Annotated in this window: 20 protein-coding genes and 1 pseudogene; 7 read left to right on the top strand and 14 right to left on the bottom strand. The window is 30.3% G+C overall.

All coding sequences use genetic code 11. The features are described from left to right. Positions 1 to 171 precede the first annotated feature (171 nt). Genes ACWNT5_RS20810 through ACWNT5_RS20795 form a run of 4 tightly spaced genes read left to right on the top strand, consistent with a single transcriptional unit; the run spans position 172 to position 3,903 of the window. Positions 172 to 2,388 carry an ATP-binding protein gene (locus tag ACWNT5_RS20810; RefSeq protein WP_456518453.1) on the top strand — a complete coding sequence of 739 codons (2,217 nt, stop codon included), beginning with the start codon at positions 172 to 174 and terminating at the stop codon, positions 2,386 to 2,388. After that, entirely contained in the window at positions 2,381 to 2,782 is a 402-nt protein-coding gene (locus ACWNT5_RS20805) for a response regulator (RefSeq protein WP_456518452.1), read from the top strand. The genes ACWNT5_RS20810 and ACWNT5_RS20805 overlap by 8 nt, the downstream gene beginning before the upstream one ends. Before the next feature lie 12 nt (positions 2,783 to 2,794). Then, the gene (locus ACWNT5_RS20800; protein ID WP_456518451.1) at positions 2,795 to 3,334 is read left to right on the top strand and encodes a response regulator; all 540 of its coding nucleotides are present in this window, start codon (positions 2,795 to 2,797) and stop codon (positions 3,332 to 3,334) included. Further along, entirely contained in the window at positions 3,334 to 3,903 is a 570-nt protein-coding gene (locus tag ACWNT5_RS20795) for a biliverdin-producing heme oxygenase (protein WP_456518450.1), read from the top strand. Before ACWNT5_RS20800 ends, ACWNT5_RS20795 begins: the two co-directional genes overlap by 1 nt. Before the next feature lie 16 nt (positions 3,904 to 3,919). Here the strand turns inward: ACWNT5_RS20795 and ACWNT5_RS20790 are convergent, their stop codons facing one another. The 4 genes from ACWNT5_RS20790 to ACWNT5_RS20775 form a co-directional block, all read right to left on the bottom strand. After that, entirely contained in the window at positions 3,920 to 4,999 is a 1,080-nt protein-coding gene (locus tag ACWNT5_RS20790; protein WP_456518449.1) for a glycosyltransferase family 9 protein, read from the bottom strand. 10 nt (positions 5,000 to 5,009) lie between these two features. Beyond that, positions 5,010 to 5,618, bottom strand: coding sequence for a DUF4254 domain-containing protein (locus ACWNT5_RS20785; RefSeq protein WP_299900488.1), 609 nt, complete (start codon positions 5,616 to 5,618; stop codon positions 5,010 to 5,012). 202 nt (positions 5,619 to 5,820) lie between these two features. Next, positions 5,821 to 6,003 carry a DNA adenine methylase gene (locus ACWNT5_RS20780; protein WP_456518448.1) on the bottom strand — a complete coding sequence of 61 codons (183 nt, stop codon included), beginning with the start codon at positions 6,001 to 6,003 and terminating at the stop codon, positions 5,821 to 5,823. 128 nt (positions 6,004 to 6,131) lie between these two features. Continuing rightward, entirely contained in the window at positions 6,132 to 7,052 is a 921-nt protein-coding gene (locus ACWNT5_RS20775) for a DUF6427 family protein (protein WP_456518447.1), read from the bottom strand. Between the two features lie 113 nt (positions 7,053 to 7,165). On the opposite strand from ACWNT5_RS20775, the gene ACWNT5_RS20770 reads away from it, so the two are divergent. Continuing rightward, complete coding sequence (locus ACWNT5_RS20770; protein ID WP_456518446.1) at positions 7,166 to 7,396, top strand: DUF6341 family protein; 231 nt, start codon at positions 7,166 to 7,168, stop codon at positions 7,394 to 7,396. A gap of 76 nt (positions 7,397 to 7,472) precedes the next feature. Here ACWNT5_RS20770 and purD read toward each other — a convergent pair whose 3' ends face one another. The 10 genes and pseudogenes from purD to ACWNT5_RS20720 all read right to left on the bottom strand — a co-directional run bounded on the left by purD (position 7,473) and on the right by ACWNT5_RS20720 (position 18,329). Continuing rightward, positions 7,473 to 8,744: a phosphoribosylamine--glycine ligase gene (purD, locus tag ACWNT5_RS20765; RefSeq protein ID WP_456518445.1), complete on the bottom strand. Its 1,272-nt coding sequence runs from the start codon at positions 8,742 to 8,744 to the stop codon at positions 7,473 to 7,475. A 95-nt stretch (positions 8,745 to 8,839) separates the two neighbouring features. Beyond that, a complete protein-coding gene (locus ACWNT5_RS20760; protein ID WP_456518444.1) occupies positions 8,840 to 10,111 on the bottom strand; it encodes an O-antigen ligase family protein in 1,272 nt (423 codons plus the stop codon). Positions 10,112 to 10,191: 80 nt separating this feature from the next. Next, positions 10,192 to 10,332: pseudogene (locus ACWNT5_RS20755) on the bottom strand (sugar transferase); the annotation flags it as partial. Positions 10,333 to 10,482: 150 nt separating this feature from the next. Continuing rightward, the gene (locus ACWNT5_RS20750; protein WP_299609038.1) at positions 10,483 to 11,463 is read right to left on the bottom strand and encodes a UDP-glucuronic acid decarboxylase family protein; all 981 of its coding nucleotides are present in this window, start codon (positions 11,461 to 11,463) and stop codon (positions 10,483 to 10,485) included. Then, positions 11,463 to 12,779, bottom strand: a complete 1,317-nt coding sequence (locus tag ACWNT5_RS20745; RefSeq protein ID WP_456518443.1) for a UDP-glucose dehydrogenase family protein — start codon at positions 12,777 to 12,779, stop codon at positions 11,463 to 11,465. Before ACWNT5_RS20745 ends, ACWNT5_RS20750 begins: the two co-directional genes overlap by 1 nt. A gap of 79 nt (positions 12,780 to 12,858) precedes the next feature. After that, positions 12,859 to 14,199 carry an undecaprenyl-phosphate glucose phosphotransferase gene (locus ACWNT5_RS20740; protein ID WP_299609044.1) on the bottom strand — a complete coding sequence of 447 codons (1,341 nt, stop codon included), beginning with the start codon at positions 14,197 to 14,199 and terminating at the stop codon, positions 12,859 to 12,861. A gap of 76 nt (positions 14,200 to 14,275) precedes the next feature. Then, entirely contained in the window at positions 14,276 to 15,409 is a 1,134-nt protein-coding gene (locus tag ACWNT5_RS20735; RefSeq protein WP_299609047.1) for a glycosyltransferase, read from the bottom strand. 10 nt (positions 15,410 to 15,419) lie between these two features. Continuing rightward, positions 15,420 to 16,598 carry an O-antigen ligase family protein gene (locus tag ACWNT5_RS20730; RefSeq protein ID WP_299609049.1) on the bottom strand — a complete coding sequence of 393 codons (1,179 nt, stop codon included), beginning with the start codon at positions 16,596 to 16,598 and terminating at the stop codon, positions 15,420 to 15,422. 11 nt (positions 16,599 to 16,609) lie between these two features. Then, a complete protein-coding gene (locus ACWNT5_RS20725; protein ID WP_299609051.1) occupies positions 16,610 to 17,410 on the bottom strand; it encodes a glycosyltransferase in 801 nt (266 codons plus the stop codon). Further along, complete coding sequence (locus ACWNT5_RS20720; RefSeq protein WP_299609053.1) at positions 17,400 to 18,329, bottom strand: O-antigen ligase family protein; 930 nt, start codon at positions 18,327 to 18,329, stop codon at positions 17,400 to 17,402. The genes ACWNT5_RS20725 and ACWNT5_RS20720 overlap by 11 nt, the downstream gene beginning before the upstream one ends. Positions 18,330 to 19,124: 795 nt before the next feature. Here ACWNT5_RS20720 and ACWNT5_RS20715 point away from each other — a divergent pair. Beyond that, positions 19,125 to 20,459: a flippase gene (locus ACWNT5_RS20715; protein ID WP_299609055.1), complete on the top strand. Its 1,335-nt coding sequence runs from the start codon at positions 19,125 to 19,127 to the stop codon at positions 20,457 to 20,459. After that, complete coding sequence (locus ACWNT5_RS20710) at positions 20,452 to 21,156, top strand: polyamine aminopropyltransferase (protein ID WP_299609057.1); 705 nt, start codon at positions 20,452 to 20,454, stop codon at positions 21,154 to 21,156. The genes ACWNT5_RS20715 and ACWNT5_RS20710 overlap by 8 nt, the downstream gene beginning before the upstream one ends. Positions 21,157 to 21,249 lie beyond the last annotated feature (93 nt).

Below are 21,249 nucleotides of genomic sequence, written 5' to 3'. Positions count from 1 at the left end.
ATTTTAAAATTTACGGATAAACCTTACTATTATTGATGGATAAGCGTTTATAGAGAATTAAATCATTTATTTTCTAAAGCAGGAAAACAGAATCATAAGGGAATTTTCCGTCAACATAATTTGTTTTTTTATTTCAAGATTATTCATACTTTTAAAAATAATTTATCAAAAATGTCAACTTTTTCTCCTTCACAACTTTATCCTAAAAAAATTGACCTTACCAATTGTGATAAGGAACCTATTCATATTATAGGAAACATACAAAAAAGAGGGTTTCTCCTGACTTGTAGTTTCGAAGAAAGGAAATTGTTACGTTATAGTCAGAATATAGTCGATTTATTTTCGATTGGTGTAGACGCTATTTTTAATGAACCCATTGAATCTTTATTCGAAACTCACAATATCGATATCCATGCTATACTAAACAAATTAGAAACAAAGGATGTTGTATACCAAGAAGTTCATATTAATAAAGCGCCGATAACTCTGATTACTCATAAAAATGCTACTGAATATATCGTTGAACTAGAACCAAATTCGATTGCATTAAATCCTTTTGAATATCAACTTCAACTATCAGAAATAACTTCGAAAATTAATACAGAGAAGAATATCTCTGAAAAATGTAACTCAGCAGCTAGGTTGATCAAACAGTACCTTGGATATGATCGTATTATGATCTATCAGTTTGATGCAGATTGGAATGGAAGCATTATTGCCGAAAGCAAAGAAGAACATCTGGAAAGTTGGTTAGGATTGCATTATCCATCAACAGATATACCACAACAAGCGCGTAAATTATTTCTAAAGCAAGGAGTACGAATGATTGATGACGTAAATTCAGTTCCTACTCCAATTATCACAAATGAGAAGAATACTGATCTGCCTGCTTTAGATTTATCCAAATCAGAACTAAGAGCAGTGTCTCCCATACACATTGAGTATCTCCAAAACATGAAAGTTGGTGCTACTCTAACAGCTGCCATTGTATTTAATAACACCTTATGGGGACTTATTGCTTGTCATCATTACAGTCCAAAGTTCATCAATTTCTACCAACGTCTAAGCTGTAAATTTTTAGCACAGATTTTCTCCACGAGTCTTCAATTAGACTCTAAAAACAATGTTCTGGATCAAATACAAAAGAGTTCGATCACTAGGAATATCCTTTTAGATCAGATTACCAGAGAAAAAGATATCGTATTAGGATTGTCAAGATTCGAAATTACTTTAAATGATTTAACAGATGCTACAGGAGCAGCTATTTATATAGATGATGATATTACGGTAATTGGCACTTGTCCTGAAATTGAACAAATAAAAGATCTTATCAATTTTATTAGTGAACAAACGACTGAAAATTTTTATCAAACCAATTCAATTAGTAGAGCGTTTGAAACAGCTAAAGCGTATAAAAATATTGCCTCTGGAGTACTATGTCAATTTATATCTAAAGCCAAAAAAGATGCACTCATTTGGTTTAAGCCAGAAGTTATTCAGAATGTAGATTGGGCTGGTAATCCAGATAAAGCTGTTTCTATTGATGACGATGTTCGCTTATCGCCTAGAAAATCTTTTGAAAAATGGTCTATAGAACAAGAAGGGATCTCAGAACCATGGACCGATAACGAAATAGCGGCAGTGAAAAGTCTTAACAAAAGTATCTCTGATATTATTATTGAAAAATATAATGAGGTTAAAGAGTTAAATGCTCGCCTAAAAATGGCGTATGATGAATTAGAATCCTTTAGTTATAGCGTATCCCATGATTTGCGTGCTCCCTTAAGAGGTATTGACGGTTTTGCCCACATCATCAAAGAAGAATATTTTGATAGTTTGGATGATTTTGGAAAAAACTCTATTAAAACTATTATCGATTCCGTGGAAAAGATGAACGCTTTAATCGATGATATTCTAGAGTACTCTGGTCTTGGAAAAAAGCCTGTAGAATATAGATATTTTTCGCTTATAAAACTTTCCAAAGACCTGTTAGTAGATCTCAAAAATATATATCCAAATGTTCAGGTTGAGATACAAGATACGATGCCTGAATTAAAAGGTGATAAAACAATTACTACCCTATTAATCAAAAATTTATTAGAAAATGCCATGAAATATTCCTCTAAGAAGGAAAAGCCTTTGGTAAATATTGGCCACTTAAAAGATACTATTTATTATATAAAAGATAATGGAATTGGTTTCGACATGAAACATCAGAAAACCATTTTTGGTGTATTTAATAGATTAGTAAATGATGAATATAGTGGTTCGGGTATTGGCTTAGCCATTGCTAAACGAGTAGTGGATAAGCATAAAGGTAGAATTTGGGTAGAAAGTAAATTAAATGAAGGAACTACGTTTTATTTTAATTTAAAGTCTCATGAATAAACAACATCATATACTTTCGGTAGAAGATAATCCTAATGACGTTATGCTTATGAAAAGAGTTTTTGAAAAAAATACTCCTGACCATAAGGTACATTTTACTCCTAGTTCTGATGAAGCCTTAGATTATTTAGCATCTAAGTATCAAGAGAAAAATCTGCCTAAGCTCATTTTGTTAGATATTAAACTCATAAAAGGTAACGGATTGGATTTATTACATGATTTAAAAAAAGATAGTAGATACCAGCATATACCTGTCGTAATGTTAAGTTCTTCGGATAGAGAAGATGATAAGCAAAAGGCAAGAGCATATGGCTGTGATGATTACGTAGAAAAACCTAGAACATACCTAAAATTGAATGAGGAATTGCCAAAAATAGTCAATAAATGGAGTTAAAAATACACACGGATGATCAAAGAAAAGTTTAAAATATTAGTTGTAGAAGACAATATCAACGATGCTTCGCTTATAGAATACCATCTAAATAGGATTTTAGAAAAACCTGATATTCGCAAAGTCGATACATTCGAAAAATTTACACAAGCGGTACATTTTTTTGATCCGGATGTGATTATTTCTGACTACAAACTAAATGGTTTTACTGGTATGGAAGTATTGGATTATGTAAATAAAGAAACGACTATACGCCACTTTATATTTGTAACTGGAACTATTTATGACGAGGAGTTAGCCGCAGAAACTATTCTTAGCGGAGCTACAGGTTATATCCTAAAAAAACACATAAAATCCCTCTCTACAAAGCTTTTGCCTTATTTTCAAAAGATTGCGAACAGTAAAAAAGCCGAAACCTTGCCTGCTGGTCATGAAAAAACATTAGAAGCCATGCAAATGTTTATCGAAAATGCTAAACGAGATAACGAAGCCATTATGCAAGGATATCTAGAAATGAAAAAAACATTAGAGAAATATAATTACCTAAAAGATTAATGCTGTCATTTTTAAAAAAAGAAACCGATCAGCTTCATAAAGAAGTAGAAAAAAATAGTTTGGCCCGATTTATATTAGATCAATCCATTACTGTAGAAAAGTATACTCATTTTTTACTACAGAATTATTACAGTTATCTGGAAATAGAACAACAGCTAATAGCAAATAAGCAATTAGCTCCTGATACATTGTTATCTTTTATTTCTAATGAAAAAAGCGATGCTTTGCACAAAGACATAGTTTATTTATCGGATCATGATCTACTTAGTGATGAAGAATTTTCATTTTCTGTGTCCTCGACTGCGGCGCTTATTGGAGCGCTATATGTGATTGAAGGTTCTATGCTAGGAGGTTTATTAATTGCTAAACGCTTGAAAAATTGCAACCATTTAGACGAGGTAAAAGAGTTTCATTTTTTTGGAAAAAATCCAGAACAATCGTTAACCCGTTGGAAAACCTTTACGAAAGTAGTAGAAGAATTATCATTCTCTGAAGAACAGCAACAACAAGGTGCATTAGCTGCTAAAAATGCATTTATGTGTTTTAAAAAATATCAAAATGTGGATTAAGCACCGTCAACAACAATTACAAGTTTTTGATGGCTTCAACCACCGTTTCTGGTTGGATAGAATACATTACCTTTTCATACCCTAGAGGGAACTTATTGCCATAGATAGAAGTAGGGATTTTATCGTATTTGGCAAGATTAGGCAGTATTGCATTTTCCATAGGTTGCCCAAAAGGCATAAAACCAGCAAAAGGATGTGTTACTCCCCAAAGTGTGATGGTAGGAATTCCAAACATAGCTGCTAGATGTGCATTACCACTATCCATAGATAGCATTCCATCCAGATTACCGATAAGTTTTAATTCATCCTCAAAGGACAACTTACCCGCCACATTGATTACATTTTGGTACTTACTTTCGATATTATTTAAAATTGCGATTTCCTTTTTACCACCTCCAAACATTAGAATCTCATAGGTATTTTCACTATCCAGTTTTTCTATTACTTCAATCAGTAGTTCTAATGGATATACCTTACTTTGGTATTGGGCAAACGGTGCTATCCCAAGCCATTTTTTGCCAGAATTCTTTGTGAGCTCAACTATTTCTGGGGTTAACGCAGCTTTTTCTGGAAACGAATGATGATCTAAATCGATGGGATATCCCAACTTTTCAAAAACGTCTGCATATCGTTGATGGGTTGTTTTTAGTTGCTTGAACTCTTTGTTTTCAGATCTGGTCAACGCTTTTTTCTCAGCTCTTCCCTTATCTATCTGTACTACTTTGATTCCTCTTAACGCAAAGAAGTTTTTTAACACATTAGATCGTAATACATTATGTAAATCCGCTACTGCTGTAATGCCTGTTTTTCTAAGTTCTTTAGAAAGCTTTGATAACCCGAAAATTCCTTTGTGTTTTCCAGTAACATCTGCATGATATACGTCTACATTTTCTATATCTGAAAAAATAGGTTCGAAAAATTTTCTTGTAAGTACTGTAATTTTAACATTAGGATATGCCGCACAGAAAGCTCGTAATACAGGAACTGTCATAGCTACATCTCCCATAGCAGACAATCGAATCACAAGAATATGTGCATCAAAGCCCTTCTTAGAAAGGGCTTTGTTATTTTCTTGTATGTTCTTTTTTTTACTCAAAAAAAGGATGTTATTTTTCTCCTCGTAATACAGGATTTAGCTCATCGTCATTATACATTTTCATCTGCTTGTATACTTTCATATACTTATCACCATTTTCAATATCACTTAGTAAAGTATCGATTGCAGTCGAAAGATCTACTTGTTGTTCTAATAACACATCATACTTTTTCTGACACGCTTCTTTATGTGAATCAGAGGCTCCTTCTCTTACTGTTTCCTCATGCATATGATATACCTTTAGTGCCAGAATTGATAAACGATCTATTCCCCAAGCTGGACTTTCAGTATTAATAGTAGCATCTTCTTTAGCAACCACTTCTTTATATTTTTCTAAAAAATAACTATCGATATACTCCACCATATCAGTTCTATCCTGATTAGAAGCATCAATCTGTCTTTTTAGCTTTAAAGCTGCTACTGGATCAATTTCTGGATCTCTGATAATATCTTCATAATGCCATTGCACAGTATCGATCCAACATTTGCGATATAACAAATGCTCTATTTGTTCTGATTTGCTATCGTAAGGATTAGAGAATTCTTGATCCACACGATCCTCCACATGATACTTTTCTATAACTTCTTTAAAAATCTTATTTGCTTTATCTGTAAACATGCTGTTCTTTTTTCTTAGATGTGTAAATATTCTTTAATTATCGAGGTTTTATGATTTTTGTTTTCGTTATTATTAAATCACATTCCCCATAACGCTTCATTATTTGTCTTATTTTTCGGTGCCACCATCAATAACCCTTGATTATTATAACTAAGGAAAATATAGTCGAATTTAGCATTTTTAATTAGCTATTCATAAACTGCTAATACTTTCCCTTTTTACAATAGTTGGATCTTTGATATGATGGTAAACACGTTTTTCCAACGGGCACAAAGGTATCATATTTTGCGATAGTATTTAAAATATGATAATTTGATCCATATTGCTTAAAATTATAAGGTGAATCAAGATATAAAATATCTCCTCTGATAAATTTAATAAGCATACTACTATCCTGAAATTTAGCATCATCCTCCCAGATAAACTTTTTAATTATAGAAACTTGAAATGTTCCTTTTTTGTAAGCTTATGCTAGTATAGAATTATATAGGATAAAAATTTAATAAGCATCACTCAAAACAATAGTATAACAAATGGCAACAGAAGAAATATCCAAATATTAATTTCTTTTACAAGTTTACCTTGATCCATCTCCAGATAAGTAGTACCTATAATTGCCAATGGAGCTGTCACGAATACTATTTCTGAAGTGTTTTTATTTGGAGCGATTGCTATAATCGTCAAAGCAATTATCCATTGTGATATAATTAATCTTAAAATGGGTTTCAGTTTTGTCGACTTTCTGTTAAATCTTAAAAAATATATGGTAAAGAAAAACAAGGCACATATAGTAATAACTCCTACAGAAAAAACGCTTTGTTGATTGACATAATTGCTAAAGGAAAATGATATTGGATCCACATAATCGAAAATCGTAAAAACATTGTCATAAACTAATAAAGTAAAGCAATTAGAAAGTACATAAGTAGCTATTAAAGAAATTCCAGGAATAAGCCAATTCCGGTAATTTTTGGGTTCAAAAAACAAAATCCCTAAAAACACAAAAATCATAAAACCAATACTCCAAAAATAAGCCACAGATGCTAAACTTATAAAGAGAGAAGCATCTAAAATTTTAGATTTTATATGTTTCCCATTTCTAAGATTAAGCGTACTTCTGATACCCAGAATTACCAATAAATTAGCTAATAAGATATAAGGATCGATCAGCGAATTAGGTAATAAAGCTGTTAGAAAAGCAAAAAGTAATATGGTATTTGTACTTTTTTGGGTTAAATCGTTTTTCTGAGTAACTAAATTTAATACAAGCATTGCCAAAATATAGACGACACAACCACCTAAGAACATTAGAATACTGATATAATCTAGACTAAAATCTGTTTTATAATACGCTGCTACGTATAGCAAAAACATATATAAGCCTACTATTATAAAATTTATCGGTTTTGATTTACTAAAAAAGCTTGATAACACTACTATTTTTTATATTTTTGCGTCAGACAATACATTATTGTTTTGAACTATAATATTACTAATTTATAAAAAGTTTTTTGTTAGCTTTTTATAATGAAAATGAAGATCATATTATGAAAGAATTTTTTGAAGCTATACAATCTTTATTTGTAGACGTACTTTTTGCACCTCTTGATGCTCTTAGAGCTTTAGAATTAGAAAGTTGGACTGCAGCTAATATTATAAACTGGTTATTTATGCTAATCGGTTTTGTAGCTTTTCTTTACTGGATGAAGGAATTGAAAAAATTTAATGACAACAATGAAGAAGATAGAGACCCAAAAGCTCATTCATTTTTGGATTAAATTATTTACATACGAACTAAAAAAGCTCAATGTTTATTTACATTGAGCTTTTTTTGTGCATTTTCTTTTACTTGTCTTATAGATCGAATCCTAGATCTTTTCTGTAGTACATTTTTTCGAAATTAAGTTTTTCAACACTTTGATATGATTTTTCCAAAGCTTTTCTAAAATCATCATCAAAAGAGGTTATCGCTATTACTCGTCCTCCATTTGTTACTACTTTATCATCCGCTATGGTAGTACCTGCATGAAAAACAATAGAATCTTTTATTTGCTCAATACCTGTAATTTCTTTTCCTTTTTCATATGCTTCTGGATATCCTCCGGAAACTGTCATCACCGTAGTAGCACTTCTTGGATCGATCTCTACGTCTATTTTATCCAATGTTTCGTTGGATACATGATTAAAAAGAGAAACCAAATCAGTTTTTACTCTTGGTAAAACCACTTCTGTCTCTGGATCTCCCATTCTTACATTGTACTCGATTACCTTTGGATCATCTCCAACTTTTATCAACCCTATAAATATGAATCCCTTATAATCTATTTCTTCTTTAGCAAGACCATCTACAGTAGGTTTAACTATTTGTTCCTCTATTTTTTTCATAAAAGAACTATTTGCAAATGGAACTGGAGAAATAGCTCCCATACCTCCAGTATTTAATCCAGTATCTCCTTCTCCTATACGCTTATAATCCTTTGCAGTTGGTAGCGTGATATAGTTTTTACCATCCGTTAAGACAAAGACGCTTAACTCAATTCCATCAAGAAACTCTTCTATGACTACTTTTTCGCTTGCTGCTCCAAACTTCTTATTTGTAAGCATGTTTTCCAGCTCTGCTTTAGCTGTCTCGATATCCTGAAGAATAAGTACTCCTTTTCCAGCCGCAAGCCCATCAGCTTTTAAAACATAAGGAGGTTGTAGTGTTTCCAAGAATTGCTTTCCTTCGTTAACGGTATCCGCTGTAAAGCTTTGATACGCGGCCGTTGGAATATTATGTCTAAATAAAAATTCCTTGGCATATTCCTTACTTCCTTCTAATCTTGCTCCTTCTTTAGAAGGACCAATAAGAGCAATGTTTTTAAGATCATCATCTTCTGCAAAAAAATCTGCTATCCCTTGTACTAATGGATCTTCTGGACCTACAACAACCATTTCTATGTTCTCTTTCAATACCAGTTCTTTAATTGCTTCAAAATCAGTTACAGCAATTGATACATTTGTTGCGATAACTGCAGTTCCTGCATTACCTGGTGCTACAAATAACTTCTCACATAAATTACTCTTAGCAATTTTATAAGCAAAAGTGTGTTCTCTACCTCCAGATCCTAATACTAAAATATTCATTGTTTATGGGTTATTGTTTTGGCTAATTTTTACAGGCCTCAAAAATAGTTTATTAACTACTGTCTTACTAATTATTTTAAAAGCTATTTAAATATTTATGACGCTACCAAATTATTACGGATGATCCTACTACTAAGAATACTTCTCTTCTTAAGTAACAATGGCATAACAATCGAAAAAAATACAACTCCATTAAACCTAACCAGCATAGATTCAAAAACTAATGAAATAAGAAGAATCAGAAAAACAGAAAACTCATTTCGACTTCTCCTCATTCGAATCGCTAGGACAACAAAAATACCACAGAGCACCATGACTCCAATGATTCCAGTTTGTAAAAATGTTTGAAGAAATTGGTTGTGAGCATTGTACTTATTTTCTAAATTATAAGTATAATTCAGCTCATTATACTTTTTAATCAAAACATCATTAGCATCTCCTATACCATACCCCAATAAAGGTGCTTCTTTTATCAGTTTAAAACTCGCATCCCATGATAATAACCTTGCTTTCTCGGAAGTAGAATTAGAATGTACGATAGAATTACCAAAACTTTTAACCTTTGCATAAAAATCAAATACTCTAGGGTTATTAAGAAAAACCATTATTCCCAAAAAAAACATGATGATCATAGTATGTTTTCTACTTCTATCAGGAATATTAAAAATAAGTAGTAAACACATCATAAATAATATCAAATAGGCTGCTATGGAAGCTAGTAGAAAAAGATATAAAAATAATATTACTACGATCGTTGTTCTAAGTCTCGTTTCTAAACTCTTTTTTAAATAAAAACTCAATACCAGTAATATGTATAAGGAAAGATAGCTAGGATTTATTAGTTTAGAAAACTCGTTTTTGATCAAATAGTTCCATCCGTTCAATATTGCATCTAAAAACGACGTAAGATCCTTTATAGATACCTTAGCAATTAAGCCTTCTTTGATAATGGATGCAGAGTTGTTTAAAGCAATCGATAAATTGAGGAAAAATGAAATAATCAACCCTAAAAGTAAAAAATCAAATAATTTTCTGACTGAGGAAGCATCCTCTTTTACAAAAAGAAAAATCAAGGGAAATAAGAGTAACGAGACAGATCTTTGCAATACGTCTAATCCATATGAAAGATTATCTGTATAAATCAAACTTAGCACCATGACTATAAAGTACAATGGAAATAGTAATACAATTTTATTATCTAAATCAAACTTTCTTCTCGACCTAAATATATTTACAACACCAAGTATGATTGAAACTATAAAAAAAGGAGTTGGAAGGTTAATTCCTAAAGGTAGTAACAAAAATGCTATATAAAGACTGTTCCAGAAAATTGTAAGTACAATATCATCATCATGTTTATAAAACATTTCTGAAAGCTCTATTATCTTTTTGCTAAACCTCATTATTCTAATCTCATCAAATGACAACAACTATTTTTAATACTTATTTAATACGCCTTTTCCTGACCTTTAATTAAATTAGCGATCGTGTCTAAAATTATTTTAGAATCCAGTAATAAGGACCAATTTTCTATATAAAATATGTCGTACTTAATACGATTCACAATATCTTCATCATTCTCGACCTCATCTATTTAAAAGACAAAAACAGGTATAATAGTTATTCACAATATCATTTAGAAAGAAGAAGGAAAACGTTAATACGATGATTAGATCAATTACAAGAAGAATTGGCCTTATTAAATATTAGTATCCTCTTCTTTTGTGGTGCATGTATATTAGGAATAAGATGAAAAATCCTTATGCTCACTTCGATATAGCTCTTCTTCTGAAAGACTTTTAAAATATCCCAGTGTACGTTTCATTCCTTCTGATCTATCAATTTTAGGTTCCCAATCTAAAATCTCTTTTGCCCTTGAAATATCTGGTTGTCTTTGCAAAGGGTCATTAACTGGAAGCGGTTTATATATCACCTTTTGGTCCGTTCCCGTTAGTCTGATTATCTCTTCGGCAAAATCCTTTATGGTAATTTCATTAGGATTACCAATGTTGACAGGAAATACATAATCGCTAAATAATAATCTATAAATCCCTTCTATCAAATCATCTACATAGCAAAAAGAACGAGTTTGGGAGCCATCTCCGAAAACTGTTAAGTCTTCTCCGCGCAATGCTTGCCCAATAAAAGCCGGAACAACTCTTCCGTCATTCAATCTCATTCTAGGACCATACGTATTAAAAATCCGTACGATTCTTGTTTCTATTTTATGATAGGTATGATATGCCATTGTTATTGATTCCTGAAATCGTTTAGCCTCATCATACACTCCACGAGGTCCAATGGTATTTACATTACCATAATAATCTTCAGTTTGAGGGTGAACCAGTGGATCTCCATACACTTCGCTTGTAGAAGCAATCAATATTCTAGCATTTTTTTCTTTAGCTAATCCTAAAAGATTATGTGTTCCTAATGAACCAACCTTTAGTGTTTGTATAGGGATTTTAAGATAATCTATGGGGCTTGCAGGAGATGCAAAATGCAAGATATAATCTAAATCACCAGGAACATGAACAAATTTTGAAACATCATGATTATAAAACTCGAAATTTTTAAGTTTGAATAAATGCTCGATGTTTTTTAGATCTCCAGTTATTAGGTTATCCATAGCAATCACATGATAACCTTCTTTTATAAATCGATCACAAAGGTGCGATCCTAAAAAACCCGCAGCTCCTGTTATTAAAATTTTTTTCATTATATAACTTTTAAATCCCTTCTTCCAATCGAGAAGTATGTGATTTCTTCTTTTTCCATATCCATAAGATCATATAGATTTCTTCCATCAAAAATAACAGGATATTGTAAGCTCTTCTTTATCCTATCAAAATCCGGAGTTCTAAATATACTCCACTCTGTACATATCACTAAAACATCCGCTCCTTCCAATGCATCATACATAGATCTCGAAAAAGTAATCTTATCTCCATATTTACGAGCGACATTATCCATAGCTTCTGGATCAAAGGCTCTTACATTTGCACCACTATCCAATAAACTTGATATAATATCTAATGAAGGGGCTTCTCGAATATCATCCGTTTCTGGCTTAAAAGCAAGACCCCAAATAGCAAAGGTCTTCCCTTTTAAATCACCATCAAAATAGGATTCAATCTTTGGAAGTAAGGACAACTTCTGCTTTTGATTAACATCAATAACAGATTCCAAAATCTTAAAATCATAGCCATCCTCTTTCCCCGATTTATGCAAGGCCTTTACATCTTTTGGAAAACAAGAACCTCCATAACCAATACCAGGAAATAAAAATCGCTTTCCGATCCTAGAATCAGTACCCATACCTATACGAACTTTATCTACATCTGCACCCACCTTTTCGCAATAATTAGCTATCTCGTTCATGAAGGTAATCTTAGTTGCCAAAAATGAATTCGCAGCATACTTTGTAAGCTCTGCAGACTTCTCATCCATAACTATGATAGGATTCCCTGACCGTACATACGGTTTATATAATTTCTTCATAAGATCCGTAGCTCTCTCCGAAGAGGATCCTACTACTATGCGCTCTGGCTTTAGAAAATCATCCACCGCAAACCCCTCTCTTAAAAACTCAGGATTGGATACTACATCAAAATCACACTTGGAGTTTTCTAATATAGCTGCTCTAACTTTCTCTGCTGTACCTACTGGAACTGTACTCTTATCCACTATGACCTTATACTCTGAAATGAGCTTACCTATCTCATTAGATACCCCAAGTACATAAGATAAATCTGCAGAACCATCTTCATCCTCTGGTGTAGGTAACGCTAAAAAGATAATATCTCCGTGATCAATACCTTCTTTAAGTGAGGTGCTAAACTGCAATCTATTCGCCTTTATATTGCGCTCAAAAAGTACATCTAGGTGAGGCTCATAGATTGGAACCTCGCCATTACGCATCCTTTCTACTTTGTTTTGGTCTATGTCTACACAAACTACCTCATTACCCGTCTCTGCTAAACACGTGCCCGTTACTAAACCAACATAACCCGTGCCTATTACTGATATTTTCATGTATGAATAAAATTAGGATCAAAAATCGTGTTTTCCAATGATTTTTCAAGCCTTTTAAATAAAATATTATTTAATAATTCTAATATGCTTTTTCCTCTCCTCGAAAAATATTGATAATTGTTTGTACGATTATATAAATATCTAGTAGTATGGACCAGTTTTCTATATAAAATATATCATATTTCGTTCTGTTAACAATATCTTCTTTAGTTTCTATACCTCCTCTATAACCTTTCACTTGAGCTAATCCAGTTATCCCTGGTTTTACTAAATGTCTAACCATATATTTCGAAATTGTTGTACCATACAATTCATTTTGCTTCCATAAATGTGGTCTAGGACCAACAACAGACATATCTCCGAACAATACATTAATAAACTGAGGTAATTCATCTATACTGGTTCTTCTAATAAATTTTCCAACTCTAGTAGTGCGAGGATCATTTCTGGTAGCAGAATCTTCAGAAATTGAATTTAAATGCATTGATCTAAACTTATAACAAAAAAAACCCTTTTCTTTTATTCCAGGCCTATTTTGTTTAAAAAATACTGGACCTTTACTTTCTAGTTTAATAATGATTGCTAAAACTGGAATCAACCAAGAAAGAACACCAATCATTACTAATAAAGCTAGAACAAAGTCAAAAAGTCTTTTTACCCAACTTTTTACTGGATCATCAAGTGGAATTTCTCTTAATGAAATTATTGGAACTAAATCATAGTAATTGAGATGTAAATTTTTTGAAAAAATCTCTTTAGTATCTGGAATAAACTTCAAGTTTTTCATTTGAACATCACAAAAGTCAATGTACCTTTTTACCATCTCATCATTTAACTCATCTAATGAACAATAGATTTCATCAATCTCCCTGTTAATTATATAATCAAAACTTTGTTCAATAGTACCTATTTTATTTTTTATCTCTTGGTTTGTGAAAAAACCTTTGTATCGATAACCATATCCTGGCATCGTATTAAAAAAATTAGTTAGTTTTTTTGTAGATTCATTTGCTCCTATTACGACGACGTTTCTGTAATTACTTCCTGTAATTATTCTATACTTTTTAAAAATTTCATAAAGAAAAATTCGCCAAACATTTAATGTAACAAAAAGCCATATAAAAAAGCTTAAAATACTAATCCAAGGGATATCAGATTTAGAAAGGTATAAATAACTTGTTATTAACAAAACTAAAATTACTGTTTGCTTAAATAACAGAGCTATAATATCAATAATTTTGGTAAAACGATACACCTTATAAAACGAAAGGAAAAATGACAGCAATATCCAAAATAAGATAAAAAAAACCAGATCTCTAATACTCTTAGTTAAAAGGAAAAATGACAATAAATATATAATCAATAAATCAACACAGTATAGTATAGGGCGGATGTATTTAGAATATCGATTTTTATTCATGGAATAATATATATAGCTATTAACGTGCTATTAATTCTTCAAACGAATAAAAGTAAATAGAATTATCTAATTACGATTAAATACGTGCATATTTTTGGTATATCTCTTCGATTAAGCCAATATTCTCTTGTAAATTATATCCTTTTTGAAACAATTCTTTAGAGCTCTGTTCCATTTCACTTCTCAAATTTTCATTTGTATACAAAAGGTGAATCTTTTTTGACATTTCAACAATATCATTATTTTTAATTATATATCCATTATACCCATCTATTACTAAGTCTCTGTTTCCATCACAATCAGTAACAACACATGCCTTTGATAACGCTAAACTCTCTATAATTGAATATGGCAAACCTTCATATCTAGCTGTAGAAATATACAATTTAGATTTAGAAATTATTTTAAAAATCTCTTGCCTCTCTATCCATTTTACAAGAGTAATATTATTCTCTAGGTTATATTCTTTGATCAATCTTTCTACTTTATCCAAATTAGGATAATACTCTCCAACTCCCATCAAAACCAGGTGGATAGAAGGCATATCATTTCTTAATTCTTTGATAACCTCAATCATCATTTCTATATTCTTTTGATATGATGGACGACCAACAGTACATATATAATCATCTGGCCAACTTACTGAATACTTAACATCGTTTTCTAGATTTCTAATAGGGTGTATAGAATTGCTAAACAATTCTGTCTTATTTTTTTTATAACCTACTTCTTGTAGACCTCTTTCCAATTCGGAATTGGAAGATGCCACTAAAACCGAGTTTATGTTTTTTAAAAATTTTTCGATTGATAAAATCATCCATCGCTTAAAACTATTACTTGTGCTTAGATAAGAATATGCCTGCGGAGTGTGTAAGATAGTTACTTTATAAAATATAGATGCAATTCTTGCGATTAGTCCTCCTTTTGCACTATGAGCATGAACTATATCAGGCTTTTCAAGTTTAAAAATTTTTACCGTGTAAACAATAGATCTAATATCATTAATGATACTGATATCTCTTAAAATAGGAATCTTGTAATCCTTTACCTTTTTTTTATCACCATCTAAGTATATTTTAGAAGTATCTTTATAACCGTGAATAACAAAGTTGTCATAAGTTTTAACATTCAAGTTTTCAAGAATTAGTCGCAAGGACACATCTACTCCTCCAATAGAATTTAACACATGACCAACTTTTATTTTATTCATAATCTTTAATTTAAATAATTTTCTTCTGCTTTTTCAAAAGCAAAATCAGAAAAATGCCAAAACAATATACTCCTACTTGCCGATGTAAATAATTTTCCACTAACCCTAGAAAAACAAACGCAATTACTAACGAAATTGAAAAAAAATCACGTTTGTTTTTCCACAAAGTGATTCCAAAAACTAAAACAAAAAATATTAAGCCTAAAACTCCTGAGACTAACAAAAAATCTAGAAATTGATTATGTGTATTGTATTTTATAAACAAAAACCACTTTCTCTTTTCTTCATGGTTTATACTTCTTTCATAGCACTGTAATAATTGCTTCTCTTGTGAGTCAAACGATGCCAATCCACTGATGTAATTGTAGCTGTCTTTCTTAGTTATATTATAAACACAAGGCCAAATAACCATTCTAGGCTCCCAAATTGCCAAACTTTCTATAAACGAATTGTTATGGTTTTTATAAAAAAAACGATTCTGTAAATTCTTATTTACCATAAAGAAACCAGCAATCAACAATACTCCTAAACTTAATATCACTAGAATTCTTCTTCTATCCAATGTTTTAACTATATACAGAAAAGCAACTAAAACGATAGTGATTAAAGCAATTCTTGCGGCGATCATAAATACAAATACCAATAAAACTGAAATATTAATCAATATTAGTTTCTTATAAGATTGTAGAAGGTCTAGAGAAAGTATAAAACTTAAAACACAGAAAAAAGCAATATATACTCTTTCAAGAATTAAAACTTCATTAATTTCTTTTCCTGAACTAAAATTAAAATTTCCTGAATTATGGATAAATATAAAAATAGACCCTAACGAAATAATGACAGCCAAAAAGACACCTAGTATCAAAGCAATTTTTAGTTCTTTTGAGTATTTCTTTAATGGTACAGACAAAATAAAGAGGGCAATTGGAAGGAAAAATTTTCCATGTTGGGATATTTCTGATTTAATATTGCCGAACACCAAAAAATTAAAAGTAAGATACAGCGTTAATATTAAATACGTATAAACAGTTTGGTTTTTGAAATCTTCTATTTTACTTGCATTAAAGCAGAATGGAAATAAAATAGATAATGCAACTAAAATTATATTCGGCAACGATGTTGCTACATCGCTAAAAGGAAGCGAAAACAAAAGAACACAGAATAGCCCTAAATATACTTTAATAACCAACGACGACTGTCTCACTTTCTTATAATTGATTTTATCCTATTACTAACTGTTCTGGATACTAGCAGTAATAAAATGTTTCTAAATAACCCATAATTAGAGTACCAACCAATATAGTAATTACTCAAAATAACTTTTATCCTACTTTTTACTTGTTTTTTCCTTTTTAGGGATGAAATTGAGTTTGGATCTACTATATAATCCATCAAAACCTCAGGATAATTCTCTGCTTTATATTTTTTTACAATACTCATAAAAAAAGCATAATCCTCTGCTGCTGGATAAGTTAAGGGGTAAAACCCTATTTCATGTAAAATAGAAGTTCTGAAAATTACAGAAGGATGAATAAATGTAGTATTTAAATACATCTTTTTCTTTATCTCCTCATGAGTAACAGGATGTCTTTCTATATATATAAAATTTTCTTGATCATCTATTATATTTGACCATGTACCCAGCAATTTAACTTCGTTATTAACTTCTAAATATGTTATTTGTTTTCTGAGTTTGTCTTTATGAAATCTATCACCACAATCTAATCTCCCTATGTATTTATAATCTAGCTCGATAATTTTTTCTAATCCTGTGTTTAAAGCGATCTCTATACCACCATTTTCTGGAAGTATATCATACATAATTTTACCACGATCTCCATATGTTTTTTGGACTTCATCAATCGGCAATACTTCTCTTGCACTTCCGTCATCAACAATCATAAGATCTACAGGAAATGATTCTTGTATAGAATTAATTGCGCTAATTAACCCTAACCGATTTTCGAAATATGGAATCAAAACAACTATTTCAGAAGGCATTTATCTTATGTTTTTCATTTAACTTATAAAAAAAGCAAAGTAACGCTAAGCATAACCAAAAACCATACATTCTAAATGAATCGATTTGTAACCAATTTAAAACATATCCCCCTAAAGAAACTGTTATAATCGTACTAATTACTTTATTTTTAGGATCTTTTCTAAGTCCCCTAGCCTCATAAAAAAAAGAATATACAAAACCTAAAAATAGTAATAACCCAATTGTTCCCGTTTCTGCCATTATCCTTGTATACAAATTATATCCAGGAGGAAAAGATTTCACTCTTTCATTAAGGTATTTTTGATCAAACTCCCAATTGTCTTTTACTGCCCAATACGGATATTTATATTTTGCATGATACGCCTGTTGTCCATAACCTATGCCAAAAACAGGGTTTTCTTTATAAATTAACAAAGATGTATACTGTATCCCTAAACGTGATTGATTAGAATAATTATATTTAACATTCGTAAAATCTAAAGAAGTTGCTTTTTGAGACACAAATTTTTCTAAAGTCTTATAATTTACTACCGACAAAATCAATACCGAAGCTATAGTTATTTTTACACCATTCATAATGAGATTATGATACTTCTTTAAGTGAAATATTTGAACTAAAAAAAGTACTAGTTGAAATAAAATTACCACTAAAGATGTCCTAGATCCAGATGCAATCGCTAAAAAAAGAACTAAAAAGGAAGGTATAAATCGTTTAAATCCTTTTTGCGTTATAACATAGGAAAACATCCAGCCTGCAACCGTAATTAAGTACATTGCCAAAGCAGGTGGTTCATAAGTAATAGAGCTTAAACGATGATTGTTATAATCTAAACGAGGATTAACGAAGGGAATATAGTCGAATAAAGCTATAACAGAAATTAGTTGAGTAAATCCAGCTCTAAGAATTAGAATTTCCAAGAAACTATATGTGGACACTAAAATTAAAGAAACAAAAAAAGTATCCCTAATTAAAGTGATTATTTTATGCTTACCTACGAAATGAATTACATTATAAAAAAATGTAAAAAACAATACGCTAGTGATTATTAACGAAATAAATTGTCTAAAAAATCTAGTAACCCCAGGAGTTTGTTTAAAAAAGTTATCGCTAATTGCAGGGAAATTTATAACCAATCCCACACATAAATATCCTATAAAAATCAAAAAAAATTGATACGTTAAATTCGTCTGCGGAAATTTAAATGAACTTTTTAACGCATATATCCCTAAAAAAAATACACCAAACAATAAAAAAACAGAATTAGAATCATTTCTGTATTCTCCCAAAACATTTAATCGAAAACCAGAACTAAAAGGAATAAGAAAAAGGCCAGCAACAAATAAATATATTAGTATTTTCTGAAGATTAGGAATCATTTATTTGTTACCCATTAAATTTTAATTAAAAAAGATGATTATCTACCTAATCTAGTGTTAAATTTTACTTGATAAGCTAATTTAATTTCAATTTTACTTAATCTAATCATTTATTATAGATCAATAATAAGAATAATTTCATTTATTAAGTATCATTTGATTTAAAAATAACTACATTTTCATTACGTTATTTTAATTAGAAAGAAAATATTTCACTAAATAAATTTCATAATAAGTACAGGTGATTTCTATATGAATATATTTGTTACTTTATTAGGCAAAATCTATTTTAAAATATTTCAAACATATCATTTACTTTTGGAAAGTAATTAAGCAATGATTAAAGCTATTTTTAATAAAGCAAATACTTTTTTTAAAAACAAATTTACTAATAGTGCTATATATTTATTAGTAGAGAAAGTAATTCGATTAATAGGTAATTTTATTATTTTCTCGGAAATAGCTAAATACTTAGGACCTTCTAATTTTGGTATTTATAACTATTCTCTAGCGGTTTTTGTTATTTTACTTACTATAGCTAATTATGGTATACATAGTCTTTTAGTAAAATACCTCTGTCAAAAAGAGGAACAAAAATACGACCTTTATCTAGGATCAGCCTTTGCTATAAAATTCTCAATCGGATTATTCTGTTTAATTTTCATATGGTGTTCGTACCCTTTATTTTTCGAAGATGATATAAAGGGTCAGCTAATTTTTATAGTTTGTTTAGGACTAGTCTTTCAATCATTTTCAGTAATTGAATGTTGGTTCGAAGCTAAAGTTGAAAATAAAGTAGTCTCAATCATAAAAATAATTTTCTTTCTTATTTATGCATTCATTATTATTTTATCAATTAAACTTGGTATTTCATTAGTTACGTTATGTTATCTATATGTATTAGAAATCGTATTGCGATCTATAGCTCTAGTTATTTCTTATCAAAAATCTGGCAGAAATATTTTTAATTTTAAAATAGATCGAACAATAACAAAGGATTTGCTAAAAAATGGTTTACCGCTGTTATTATCCAGTATTGCGGGAATAATATATTTAAAAATTGATCAAATAATGATTGGTGAAATTTTAAACGACAATGAGCTTGGTTATTATTCTGGTGCAGTTAGGTTTGCCGAGGCAATTTATTTCGTTCCCTGGATCATAGCGAATGCTATATTTCCAAAAATTATTGAAAATAAAAATAAAAATATCAAACAACATTATATAGAGTTTCAGAAATTTGCTAGTTATTTTATCTATTCTTCTTTTTTCATTGCTTTATTTTTATACAGCATATCTTATTATTTAATTCTATTTGTATTGGGTGACGATTATACAGCTTCTTTACCGATATTAAAAATTCATGCTTGGTCTATTATATTTATTTCATTAAGATGTTTGGTTAATAAGTGGTTCGTATTAGAAGGAATGTACAACAAATTATTCTTACTAGAAATATTCGGAGGACTTACCAATGTAGCACTAAATATTGTTTTAATCCCGTATATAGGCATCTCAGGTGCCGCGTTCACCTCTTTATTCTCCTATGCATTAATTTCATATTTTGGCCTACTATTTTTTAAAAAATCAAGAAAGGTTTTTTATATTTTTACAAATTCAATTTTCAACCCTTATTATTTCATAATTAGCAAACTTCAAAATCGTGATTAAATACTTAGCCAGCAAATTCCTGGATCAATCAAAAAAAGCAGATGAAATAATCTGGGCGCATGTGTACCATGATAGTATTAGAGGAAGAACATATCTAGAAAACCTAAACCTAAATATTGGAAGATGGGCCGGTAATTATGCCTTTTTTTATATTCTAAATCGAATTCTACATGATTTTAAGCCTAAAAGTATTTTGGAATTAGGTCTGGGGGAATCTTCAAAATTCATAATGACTTGTTTAACTAACTTTCTAAATGATACCAAACATACAGTTATAGAACATGATCCTAACTGGATTGCCTTGTTTAAAGAAAATAATAATATTCCTATCAATACTTCATTCATGCAATTAGATTTAGTTGAAAAAAAGTTTAATGGACATACTACAAATGTTTATCAAAATTTTTTAGAAGAAACTAGAGAACAAAGTTTTGACTTAATAATTATTGATGGACCCTTTGGTTCTAAAAGATATTCCCGAAATAATATTTTGTCATTAGTACACAATTTAAATGATAAAAAAGAATTCATTATTATTTTTGATGACACTAATAGATTAGGGGAAAAAGAAACTTTTACATTACTAATTTCTAAACTAAAAGAAAAAGGCATTTCTCTATATACTCAGGAATATAAAGGATCTAAATCGGTATCCATTATAGCGACAAAATTTTACAAATACGCAACTTCCTTGTAAAAACACCCATTATTTTATACAAACAAATCATATTTATTGAAAACCTCATTTTCAAAATATTGAAAATCATATAGTAATCTATAGTATATTTGA

The organism is Aquimarina sp. 433 (assembly GCF_054054605.1).
The sequence above is the reverse complement of the archived record's forward strand: the minus strand, read 5'-3'. Positions and strand labels throughout refer to the sequence as shown.